Origin of the sequence: Mycoplasmopsis arginini (assembly GCF_965278885.1) — a bacterium.
Classification (GTDB): Bacteria; Bacillota_I; Bacilli_A; order Mycoplasmatales; family Metamycoplasmataceae; genus Metamycoplasma; species Metamycoplasma arginini_B.
In genome coordinates this window covers 55,681-68,430 of sequence record NZ_CBDIHE010000002.1, presented here as the reverse complement: position 1 = coordinate 68,430, position 12,750 = coordinate 55,681, and the positions used below count along the sequence as shown (strand labels likewise).

The window sequence follows — 12,750 nt, the reverse complement described above, 5'->3', positions numbered from 1 at the left end:
AGCAAGGCTATTGTTTAAAAATATAATGAATCAATTAGCTTTTTAATTGATTTATTCAATTCAATATAATAATAAATAAAAATAACTAACCGACTTATTTGTGAGTTATTTTTATTTATGCTATTTTAAATTCTTCAGTAGCTTCGACTAAAGCCTGTGCAATTTTTTCTTCTTTAGATGAATGACCAGCTATAACGAAATTTAGTTTTGAATTATTTAATTTTTTATGAAGAAGGTAAGCTCCTTCGGGACGACAATCCATGTCATATCTTCCATGAACAATAATAGTTGGAATATCTTTAATTCTTTCAATATTATTTAAAATGTAATTATCTTCTAAAAAGATATGATTAATAAAGTAATGATTTTCCAGTCTTGCTAATTCCAAATTACTTTTGAAATTAGATAAAATAGTTTCAATATCTGCTAAAGGTTCTATTGTAATTAAACCTAATTCTCATTTTGCTCAATGATATGCAGCCTTATAGGCAACATCTAAATTATCACTATTTAAATATTTATTATATGCTTTAATTAAGTCATTTCTTTCATCTTTAGGAATGAATCCTGAAAATTCTTCATAAGCTTCAGGAAAATAATAAGAAGCGCCTTCTTGATATAAATATTGGTCATCTTCATATCTTCCTAAGAAAACACCACGTAAAATCATTCCACTAACTTTTTCTGGATAATTAATTGCATAAATTAAACTTAAACAAGAGCCTCATGAACCGCCAAATAAGATTCATTTATCAATATTTAATCATTTTCTTAATTTTTCCATATCTGAAACTAAATCTAAAGTTGTATTTTCTCTTATTTCTGCAGACGGAATTGATTTTCCACATCCTCTTTGATCAAACAAAATAATACGATAATGTTCAGGATCAAAATATTGACGGCTTGATTCCGAAATTCCTCCGCCAGGTCCGCCATGAACAAATAATATTGGTTTTCCTTTTGGATTTCCTACTTCTTCATAATAAATACTATGAATATCACTAACTTTTAAATAACCACTTTTATAAGGTTCAATAGGTTCAAACATAATTATTCCTTTCATTAATAAATATAGATTTAATAATATTAAATTATATAGAACAATAATTAATAATAATTATTAAGCACTAAAAAATAAATTAAAGGCCTAGAAAAATTTCTAGACCTTTTTTATTAATTATTATTTATTTTTGTTAATAAAGTTTAAAACTTTGTTTAGTTGTTTTAAGTCTTTTTGAATAAAACCAGAAGAATTTAAGTGTCCACCACCTAAAAATTCGTTGGCTACTTTAGAAACATCATATGTAGTTTTTGATCTAATTTCACAACGGTAATCACCTTGTAGTCTCTTTAAATAAGCTAGCGAAACTTCCGTATTAGAAACTTCAGCAAATTTAGCTACTAAAGGTCTTGCTATATCATTTGAAACTACTTGATCAACAATAATATAAGATACAATTCCTTTTTGTTTTAAATTACTTACAGCATCAAAAATAAACTTATTTTCTTTAGCGTTTAATTGCATTTTCTTTAATAAAAGATTGTAATTTAAACCTTTTTCTAATAAAAATCTCATACATTCAAAAGTTTCTTCATTAACATTTCTTTCTTTAAAAAACTCAGTGTCAGTAATTATTGCAACAGCTAAGCCTTCTAAAACTTTCTCATTAACTTTTAAATTAAGTTCCATAACCATCTTGGTCATTACTTGCCCAGTTGCCGGTCAAAAATCTCCACCAATTTCAAATAGCCATTTTCCTTCAAAAGGATGGTGATCAATTTTAATTGATTCTTCAGTTTTTACTCTTTGATCAAAAATTCTCCGTTTTGTTGAGGTGTCAACAACAACTTTTAAGGAATTATCAAAAAATTTCTTACTTACTAATTTAATTTTTTCATCTTGTAAAAAAAGTAGGTTTCGTGGGTAATCACCGCCAGATATTTGTACATTTTTATTTTCAAGATTTAATAGAATTAAATGTTTTAACGCTATTGCTGATCCTAGTGTATCTCCATCAGGTTCAACATGTGTACATAACGTAATATTTTCTGAATTTTTAATATATTGTCAAAAACCTATAAATTTTTCTCTTAGATTTTGCATTTTAAGCTACCGCCATAACATGTGATTCAAAATAATGATCAACAGCAATATTAGCTGATTTTTTTGCTACTTTATTTTTCTTGAATCAGTTCTTAACATTTGATTGGTTATTCATTGTTAATTTATATGTTTCTTTATAGATATTATTAATATCTAATTTAATCTTTAATAAAGTTTCACGATAAGTTTTTAAGTATGTTTGTTTACTTATTTCTAATGTTTCAAGTATTTCCTTGTTTGGAATAATTGAATGATCTAATCAATATTTATAAACAAATAATTTATCAAATTTATGTTTAGCAATTACATATTTTGCATAACGGGTTTCATTTAAGAATTTTTGATTATTTGTTAAACAAATAGCTAATGATTTCATAATCATTTTTCTCTTCATTAGTTTCTTAAATCAAACATCTTGTGTAAAGAAATATCCAGTCATTAATTTTGAACGAACTATATTTGAAATTTGCTCTAATGCTAAAAGTACAACGATTGTAAAAATTAAATATGAAGAGAGTTTATCTCAGTTATTCATATCTGAAGAATAAGTACTTATTTGGAAACCAAAGTCACTAGCGCCAACTGCTCCGATAACTACTGTACTCTTAAAGTTAATTTCAACTCTATATAAAAAGTTTGATAAAGCTTGAGGAAGAATTGATTTAATAACGATAAATTTAACTTTTTGGAATCAAGTAGCTCCTAGGGAATCTAATGATTGAAATACTTTATTTGGTATTTTTTCAACAGATTCCATTATTAGTTTTCCAAGCATACCGATTGAGTGAATTCCAAGTGCTAAAACTCCAGCAAATAGTTTTGAATCTTTTGAAAGAATTAAGAATAATAAAGCAAATGTAAATGCTGGAATGGCACGTAAAACAATGATAATTAATTTAAATGGATAAGCAAAAAACTTATTAATATTTTTTGAAGCTAAAATACCTAATATTAAAGCAAAAAATAATCCAATAATCGATGATGCTATAGCAACTAAAAAGGCTTCAACACCTAAAGGAATAACACTTGTTTTACTTGTTGATCAATTTCCACCAAATAAACTTCAATCAGGATTAAATAACTTTTTCATTCCTTGCTTAAATTGGCTAATTTTAACTGAGTTACCTATTGATCATTCAATTTGAGTAAGTGAAGCTAAAACTAAAGCAACAATTAATAAGACAATAAATATTTTAAAAATATACATTTTTGATTTTTGTTTTTTAAGTTGTTCTAATTGTTGTTCATAAGGTAGTTTTTCATCAATTTTAGGGTGTTTTTGTGAATAATCTAAAATGTATTTTTTAATTGTAAAGTTAAGGCCTTCAATTAAAATCATTAAAGCGATTAAAACTCATAATACAATTGACATATGAGAGAAGTTGTTTTCTACAGCGTATTGATCTGATAATAATTGTCCAATGGTTCCGATTCCAACAATTGATAAAATTGCCGCAAATCTAACAACCATTTCAAATGAATAGAATCCATAAGAAACAATTCTCTTCATTAAATAAGGTAGTATAGAACTCTTAAATGCAAGAGCTTTGCTATTACCTATTGCTTGTGCGCCTTGATATGCGCTTGTATCATATGTATCTAAATCTTCATATAATCATTTTGTCATTAACGAAGCAACGAAGATTGCAATAGAAAATGTTGCTGCTAATGATTTTGAAAATAAGAAGAAGAATATAAAAGCAAATACAACAGGCGGTACCGCTCTGATGATTGACATTATAATTCTGAATGGAAGATAAATAATCTTATCTTTAATAAAGTTTTTAGAACTTAATAAGGCTAATGGTACTGATATTAATATTCCTAATATTGTTCCTAAAATTGAATAAGAAATTGTTATCCATAAATATTCTAAACTACGTAAGAATGTTTCATATGGAGTAAATTCTGCAGATCCAATTTCTGCTTTTTTATTTATTTCAAAAAAGTGACCAATTTGTCTTCAAAATTCTTTTCAGTTTTGAAAATCTGGTTTGATTGCTACAATCATTGTAATTACTAAAGCAAAGATTAATAGACCACCAAAAATTTTTAATCAAGGAAATTTTTTTGTAACTTTTTGATTATTAATATCAATAAATTTTGGATTAAAATAGTTAACAAAAGACTCACCAAATAATTTTAGTTTACTTTTTGTTTCAACTTTTTCCTGGTTTGGTTTAATTGTCTTATTCATTGTTTTTTTCCAATAATTTTATTTTTTCAAGAACTTCATTTTGAATAATTTGTCTTTTTCTTCTATTTTCAATAAATTGTTCTTCATCAAATTGTTCTAATTTTTCACCATAGATTTCTTTTAATTGTTCTAAGTTAACTTTTTCTCAACTATCGTTAAAGATTATTTTTCCTTTTTTAACACCAACAATTCTATCTGCATATTGCAATGCTAAGTCAACGTGGTGTAAATTTGCAACAATCGTAATTCTTTCTGATTTGTTTGCGATTAAAAACCCGTCCATAACACTTTTTGCCATAATTGGGTCAAGTGCCCCAACAGGCTCATCTGCTAAAATTATTTTAGGTTTTTGAGCTAAAGTTCTAGCTAATGCAACACGTTGCATTTGACCGCCAGATAAATCTTTAGCCATATCATAAGCATTTTCCAGTATATTAACCTTAGCCAAACATTGGTAAGCTAATTCAATATCTTTCTTACTGTAAAATCCAAAAAATGCTCTTAATTTATTCATTTGAGGCAATCTTGCCGAAAGTACATTTTGTAAAACTGAAATGTTTTCCACAAGGTTATAGTTTTGGAAAATAATTCCAACTTTTGTTCTAAATTTTCTTAATTTTTTACCTTTTAAATCATTAACCACATATGGGCCAACTTTTAAGGTTCCTGATGTAATACCGCTAATTTTATTTACTGTTTTAATTAAAGTAGTTTTACCAGCTCCAGATAACCCAATAACTGCAACGAATTCTCCTTGATTAATAGAAAGATTGACATCAGTCAATCCTTTTGTTCCGTTTGGGTATACTTTAGAAGCGTTTTCTCAAACAATATTTCAATCTTCTTTTATTATTTGAGAGTCTAAATTATTATTTGTATTTTTTTTCATATTATAAATAGTTAAAATACTATTTTAAGAATGATTTAAAACCAATAAAGTGTTTTTTAAATCAAATTTCTGGATAAACATATGAAGCGGCTGAAGTTGTTGAAGTGTATCCGTAAACAACATGTTCACTTACATCTTCTCAATTTAATTTTCAATCTGAACCTTGTTCTTTTAAGGCTTTCATAACAATTTTGTATAGTTCTGAATCTTTACGTGCGTAAATGTATGAACGGTAAAAACCAACTTTAGGTAATTCTGCACCTGTAGCTAATGAGTCAACATGAGCTTTAAGTTCTGCTGTATATCCTTCTGTTGCAGCTTGTGGATTTGAATTACTTTCCTTATTAATGTATAAGTTGTTATTATTAAATGTTTTGTAATGGTTAAATGCTTCAACTAATAATTTTTCATCATCAAATTTAGGAGCAGAAGTATTTGTAGTGCTTTCATAAGGGTCAATAATTTGAACATTTCTACCTGCTTGTAGAATAAAGCTTGAGTTTCCTGATAATTTTGCTCATGTATCAATTGGTAAGAATGCAATGTCAACTGATCCAGCTTTTAATGCTGCTGCAGCTGCATTGTAATCGCTTGATACTGAAATTTTAACGTTTGTAATATTTTTTGAAGCGATATATGCTTGTAATTTTTCAGTTGCTTTTTGTACTAATGTAGCATCTGAAGAAGGGATGAATTGAATTTTGAATTCTTTTGCACCTGCTACTGTAGCAAAAGCTTTTGTTTCAGAAGTGTAGGTAATGTATTCACTTGCTCCGGTTGGTGTTTCAGCATATGCTTTTTTAGCATTTCCGGCAGCATCGTAAGTAATTTGTGATTCATAACCTACTGGTGTATATCCATCATGGTTATAGATTTTAAAAATACTTTGTAATTTGTTATTTTTATCTAAGTAAGTTAGATTTCCTTCTTTTCCTGATTTAACTTCAACTTGAGCTTCATTAACAGCATTAATTAATAATTGTTGAATTGCCTTAATATCTCCGTCTTTTAGACCAACTCTGGCTTGAACACCGTCGTTTGAAATGAATTTAGTTGCGCCGATAACTTCGATTTCATTTGCATGTTGTCCAGCATAAAATCTAGCATCTGATCATGCACCTGCTACTGTAATACTTTTGTTAGCTAACTTAATAAATGAGTCAGCATATCCACTTGTTTTAATTGTTTCAGGTGTTGTATTTGATGTGGTTGTACATTGTGATGAAATTAAACCAAATGTAACTGGAACAACTGAAGTTGCAATAATTGATGGTAATAAGAATTTTTTTGTTGATTTTTTCATTTTTTTCCTCAAATTTTTAAATTTAAATTGAATGTAATTTTGTTTTTTTGTACTTGTTTAATTAACAAAAGAAATTATAGTAAAATAAAAAAATCGAAATAAAAAAACACCACAATTACGGGTGTTTTTACAAAATGTACATTATTTTAAAAATTTAAATTTTATAAGGCCTAATTATTATATATTAATCCTTAGAAATTTTAATAAATTTAAAGTAATTTTTTACCATTGATTTGAAAACGTTTTCTAGTTCATTTTCTTCTGTTTTTGAGTAATAATAATTTGAAAGTAATTTTACACTCTTATTTAATACATCACGCGATGAAGAAATTAAAATTGGCTTATGGTGTGTTCTACGTGATTCAAAAATATTAATTAAAAAATCCAAGAATCATTGTGGCTTAACCCCTAGTGTTAAATTTGTTAATATCAAAATATCAACATTATTAATATAGTAAGAAATTGATTGTTTTTCTTCTTGGTGAGAAGAAATATAATTAAATAAATCGTTTGTATTTAAAAAAGCGACTGTTTTATTATTAATAATTGCATTCATTGAGGCAATGTATTTTAAAATTTCATTTCCAACAACAATATTCGGATCTAAAAATAAAATATTAAAATCAAATTCACCTTTACTTAACATTTTTTTAAATATATTTTCAACATCTCTTGATTCCTGGGTTTTTGGTAGAGAATTAATATAATTTTTAGCAGTTTTTTTTCATGAAGACATTAAATTCTCTTTTTGGCCTGGCTCAAAATATTTTTGAATTATTGGATCTAAATTTGTTATTGAAGTTAATCAAAAATTTTCTAATTGTTGATGTTTTAAAAAATTAGTATCATTACTAAAATCTTCAGCTAAAAAACCATAAACATCAACAAATAATTTATATTCAGGTTTTTTATGATTTTGAATATAAAAATCATGATATCTTTGTAAGATACCCATGCCTTTATTAATCTGAAACTCGTTTAAATTTAATCTTTTAATTTCTTCTTGAATAAAATCTTTAGATAAAACTTCTTTTCTTAGATTTTTAACATCAATTTCTTTATTTAGCGATATTAAATCATTTAAAAACTGTTTTTTCATTTAATTCCTTTTATATTTTAATCATCTCATGCTAGGCCATCTTCTAAAGAAATATTACTAATTTGAGAATTATTTTTTTGATAATTATTAGTATTATTCTTATTTTTAAATAATATTACCTGTGATAACTCATTATCAATTAAATCAGCTTCAAATAGGTTTCTTTTAGCAAAATCATTAGCAATTTTTTCAATATAGTTACATACTATTGCGTTATTAACTGAAAGTGAATATTTAACAAAATTATTAATTGCTTTATCTTCGAATTTTAAGGATTTTACTTTCTTAATCATTAGAATTTGCGAAGGGCTTAATTCGCGTCTAGTGTAATGACAAATATACTGTTCACTAGTTAAATTATCCACAAGTTCATTTTCATTTACTAGTTTAAAGTCATAACATTCATCTTGGTTTAATTCGATTTTTTCGTTAGCGAAAACTTCAAAAAAGTTTTTTGAAACATCATTATATTTTTCACATTCATAATAGTAAAGGGCTTTTTCTTTAATTAATTTATTAAATTTAACCTCTCCAAATTTATTTTTTAAAATGCTAGATACTAAAGGGTTTTTAACAATTTCATTAGCATTTAATGGTTTAAGTAGTTTAAATAATAAATTTCCTTCTTTATCTTGAAATGTTTTAATTAACCCTATACCTTCTAATTTATTTTTAGTTTCCCTTAATTCTTCTTCGCTTAAAACTAAAAACTCAGAAGTTTCTGATAAATCATATTTTGTTAATTTATCATTATTATATAAATCATATAGATGGTGATATAAAGCTAAACCAAGACTACCAATAACTGGAGTATAAAATGTTCTTAAATTAATTAAGTCGTTAGAATTAATGTCAGCTGAATTATCAACTAAAAATTTAATTTGATTCATTTTATCCTCCTTTTATTTTCTAATTTATTTGCTTGATGGAATAAATTTTATGAAACTAAAAGAATAAAAAGTCTCATTTTTTTACTTTTTTTAGAATGTCAAAAAAATTAGTGCATTTTATAAACAGGTTTATAATACTTTATCATTTAAATTTAAGAATTTTTTTAAAAAAAAAGTAAGTTTTCTACAAAAAATTGTCAATAATTTCTTATATTTTAGATCCTAAAAACTAATAAAAATAGATAATATAAAAATATCATTTAATTTTAAGAAGAAAAAGGCCTTTTATAAATTATAAGTGCCAAATTAACACTTTAACCTCTGGTTTTTTTAGATAATATATTTCTTCTTTTTAAAATTTAAAATATTATTTATTTATAATTAAACTATGAAATTATTTAACCTTCATTTAAATACGACTTTCTCATTTTTAGAAAGCACAATTACCGTTGATGATGCAATAAATAAAGCTATTTTAGACAATGTTGAGTATTTAACTTTTACTGAAAAAAATAATTTTTTTAGTCTAGGAGAAGCTAACATAAAGTGCCAACAAAATAACATTAAACCAATTTTTGGTTTAGAAGCAAATTTATTTATTCAAGAAAATGAATTTGGTTTTATTTTATTTGCTAAGAATAAAAAAGCTTTTACTGATTTACACAAAATTTCTTATCGTTTATTAAAAAATGAGAAAGTAAATCTTGAAGAATTATTAGAGAACAATAAAGAAATAATTATTGTTGAAAATCCAGAGTTAAGTTATTACAAAACAACAAAGCAGGTTATCCGAAATAATAATTATTATATTAGTTTTAATATTGAAGAAATTAATGATTATTTGGATTTTTGTTCTTATTTTAAGAATGTTTTAATTGTGAATAATTTTAATACATTAGATTCACAAGATTTGTCAATAATTGAATTACTTAATAAAATGAATGGTAAGAATAAACCAATTAGACTTAATAATCCTTTATTTTTTGAAGTTGAAAATAATGATATATTAGTTAAAGAAATTATCGAAAGAACAAATGAATTAGTGAAAAATTTATTTTTCTCTTTTTCTAAAAATAATTACCATTTACTTTCCTATCCTAACAATAAAGAATTAGATTCTAAAAATTATTTACGTTTCATTATTTTAGAAAAAATTAAGAAATCTGACAATCTTAAAAAACTTTTTGAAAATGACTTATATAAGAGTAGATTAAAAAGAGAATTTGATATCATTAGTGAACTAAATTTTGAAGATTATTTTTTGATTATTCAAGATTGAATTAATTGAGCAAAAGAAAATGATATTTCAATAGGGCCAGGAAGGGGCTCTGCTGCAGGTTCATTAATATCTTATGTACTCGGAATAACAGAAATTGATCCGATAAAATATAATTTAATTTTTGAAAGATTCCTAAATCCAAAAAGAATTTCAATGCCAGATATTGACGTTGACGTCCAAGATGATAAGAGATATCAAGTTATTAATTATTTAGTTAATAAATATGGATATGATCGCGTTGCTAATATTATTACCTTTTCAACGTTAGGAAAAAAATCTGCAATTAGAGATATTCTACGTGCTTATAATGTTAGTCCCGTCAAAATTAATAAGGTATCTAAATTAATTTCTTCAGATGACACAAGTTTAATTAAGGAAGCATCTAAGAATGAAAACCTTATTAAAGAGCTTGATCAAATTAATCCATTAGATAATACATTTACAAAGAATGTAATTAATCAAACTACTAGAATTTCAGGGTTCTACCGTCAAATTGGAACGCACGCTGCTGGAATTGTTATTTCTGCTAACCCAATTATTGACTTAGTGCCAACTTTTGAAAATGCCGATAATTTTCAACAAACACAATTAAGTATGGAATATCTAGAATATTTTGGATTAATTAAAATGGATATTTTAGGCCTAAAAACTCTTTCAACAATAAAACAAATTGAAAATGAAATTAAAGCAAAATATAATAAAGAAATTAATTGGGAAACAATAGATTACAACGATAAAAAAACATTTGATTTATTATCTTCTGGTAATACTGCCGGAATATTTCAAGTAGAAAGCCCAATAATGATTCGAGCATTAAAACAAATTAAGGTCAGCTCATTTAATGATATAAGTGCAATTATTTCTTTAAATCGCCCTGGTCCAATGGCTTATGTTTCAAATTACGCAAAAAGAAAAAACGGACAAGAACAAATTCCTTCGATTTCAAAAGAATATGATGAAATTGTTAAAGATACATATGGAATTATTATTTATCAAGAACAGATAATGCAAATTGCTCAAAAAATTGCAAACATGACATTTGAAGAAGCAGATTTACTAAGAAAAATTATTTCTAAAAAACAAGCCAATGAAATGATTGAAATCAAAAAGAATTTTATTGCAAAAGCTTTGGATAACAATTACAAAGAGGAAGTTGCTAAGAAAATTTTTGATACTATCGAAAAATTTGCTGATTATGGTTTTAATAAATCACATGCTGTTGCTTATTCAATGTTAACTTTTAAAATGGCATATTTAAAAGCTAATTTTCCATTAGAATTTTTTGCATCTTGCATTACTAGTGCCAATGGCGCGCAAACAACAGTATCAAAATTTGCTAATGAAGCAAAAATGATGGGCATTACAGTTTTAAGCCCAGATATAAATTTATCTTCTGATATAGCAATTATTCAAAATAATAAGATAATATTGCCTTTAAGTTTAATAAAGGGTATTGGTCCTGAAATTGTTAAACTAATTATTAATAACAGAAAAGAAAATAATGGTTATAAAAGCTTTTTAGATTGCTATTTAAGTTTATTTAAAATAAAATCATTTGGAAAAAGTACATTTGAAACTTTAATTAAGGCCAATACATTAAGAAACTTTAAACTATCACAAAAAACAATGATAAGCGAAATTGATTCATCTTCAAATTCATCTATTTTTGTGCAACAAAATTTATTCAAGAAAAATGAAGATATTATCAAGCAAATTATCAATAATGAGCCATTGAATTGTGAAGAAGATAATGATAAAGATCTTGAACAAAACGAAATTGAGTTGTTAGGTCAAATTTATAATAACTTTACTACTCAAAATTATGAAATTGAAAATAACCGATTAATTGACACAAGGGCTGGAAATGAATACATAATGGTAGTTCAATGTATTAATGTGGTTATCGGAAATGATAAAAGAGGTCGACCATACCAAAGAATTGATTTTCAAGATTCTACTTATAAGGTTGTAGCCTTTATGTTTAAAGTTAATGAGGAACTAGTTAAATTAAAAAATAAAATAGTAAAAATTAAATTTATAAGAAAAGATGACAATAAGATTCTTTTAAAAGATTGTGAGGTTATTAAATAATGAGCAGAAAGATTCTAATTATAGATGGAACATATTTAGCATATCGTTCTTATTTTGCAATGAATAAAAGTAATGTTGTTTTAACAAATGATGAAGGTTTTTCAACAAATACAACCTTGTTATTTTTTAGAACTCTTTTTAATTTAATTGTTGACCAAGGTCCTAGTCATATTCTTATTGCTTTTGACGCAAAAGAAAAAACTTTTCGTCATCAAATGTATGACCATTATAAAGAGGGTAGAATTAAAATGCCAAGTGACTTTTTTGCACAAATGAATTTAATTAAAGAATTATTAAAATCAGTTAATATACAAAATTTAGAAAAACCAGGATATGAAGCTGATGACATTATTGCAAAAGTGTGTTTAAAATACCACGAAATTGAAAAAGTTATTTTTTCCGCTGATCAAGATTTAAATCAATTAATTGATGATCATACAAAAATCGTTAAGAAGCATAAAGATTCTATCCTAATATTAACAAAGGATAATTTCAAAACTATTTATGATTTCGAACCATATCAAGTTGTAGATTATAAGGCAATTGTTGGTGACAGCAGTGATAACTTTTTTGGCATAAAAGGTATTGGACCAAAAACAGCCACTAAATTATTAAATGAATACAAAACATTAGATAATATATATAACAATTTAGAAAATATCAAGCCTGCTTGAGCATCTAAGTTTGAAGAGTTTAGAGATATAGCGTTTAGAGATCAAAAAATTGCAAGGCTAGTTACTGATTTTGATTTAGACAATATTGATTTAAGTGATATTGATATTAATAATTTAAATATGTCAAACAAAGCTGTTGAAATAATTGACAAATTTCAATTAAACTCAATAAGAAAAAACTTTGTAAAATTAATAAAAAAATAATAAATTTGGCCGCTTTAGGC

At 25.5% G+C, this 12,750-nt stretch carries 9 protein-coding genes; 2 read left to right on the top strand and 7 right to left on the bottom strand.

Annotated elements, in window-relative coordinates; all coding sequences use genetic code 4:
* Positions 1-115: 115 nt before the first annotated feature.
* The 7 genes from pip to ACQW0Y_RS00875 form a co-directional block, all read right to left on the bottom strand.
* Entirely contained in the window at positions 116-1,048 is a 933-nt protein-coding gene (pip, locus tag ACQW0Y_RS00905) for a prolyl aminopeptidase (protein ID WP_427867327.1), read from the bottom strand.
* Between the two features lie 132 nt (positions 1,049-1,180).
* Positions 1,181-2,104, bottom strand: a complete 924-nt coding sequence (locus tag ACQW0Y_RS00900) for a DHH family phosphoesterase (protein WP_427867326.1) — start codon at positions 2,102-2,104, stop codon at positions 1,181-1,183.
* Position 2,105: 1 nt separating this feature from the next.
* Positions 2,106-4,301: a PhnE/PtxC family ABC transporter permease gene (locus ACQW0Y_RS00895; protein ID WP_427867325.1), complete on the bottom strand. Its 2,196-nt coding sequence runs from the start codon at positions 4,299-4,301 to the stop codon at positions 2,106-2,108.
* A complete protein-coding gene (gene phnC, locus ACQW0Y_RS00890) occupies positions 4,294-5,190 on the bottom strand; it encodes a phosphonate ABC transporter ATP-binding protein (protein WP_427867324.1) in 897 nt (298 codons plus the stop codon). The genes ACQW0Y_RS00895 and phnC overlap by 8 nt, the downstream gene beginning before the upstream one ends.
* A gap of 19 nt (positions 5,191-5,209) precedes the next feature.
* The gene (locus tag ACQW0Y_RS00885) at positions 5,210-6,493 is read right to left on the bottom strand and encodes a PhnD/SsuA/transferrin family substrate-binding protein (RefSeq protein WP_427867323.1); all 1,284 of its coding nucleotides are present in this window, start codon (positions 6,491-6,493) and stop codon (positions 5,210-5,212) included.
* Between the two features lie 184 nt (positions 6,494-6,677).
* On the bottom strand, positions 6,678-7,592 hold the full coding sequence (locus tag ACQW0Y_RS00880) for a primosome protein (protein ID WP_427867322.1): 915 nt from the start codon (positions 7,590-7,592) through the stop codon (positions 6,678-6,680).
* A gap of 17 nt (positions 7,593-7,609) precedes the next feature.
* The gene (locus tag ACQW0Y_RS00875; protein ID WP_427867321.1) at positions 7,610-8,482 is read right to left on the bottom strand and encodes a DnaD domain protein; all 873 of its coding nucleotides are present in this window, start codon (positions 8,480-8,482) and stop codon (positions 7,610-7,612) included.
* A 388-nt stretch (positions 8,483-8,870) separates the two neighbouring features.
* On the opposite strand from ACQW0Y_RS00875, the gene dnaE reads away from it, so the two are divergent.
* Entirely contained in the window at positions 8,871-11,852 is a 2,982-nt protein-coding gene (gene dnaE, locus ACQW0Y_RS00870; protein ID WP_427867320.1) for a DNA polymerase III subunit alpha, read from the top strand.
* Entirely contained in the window at positions 11,852-12,730 is an 879-nt protein-coding gene (locus ACQW0Y_RS00865; protein ID WP_427867319.1) for a 5'-3' exonuclease, read from the top strand. Before dnaE ends, ACQW0Y_RS00865 begins: the two co-directional genes overlap by 1 nt.
* Positions 12,731-12,750: the final 20 nt, after the last annotated feature.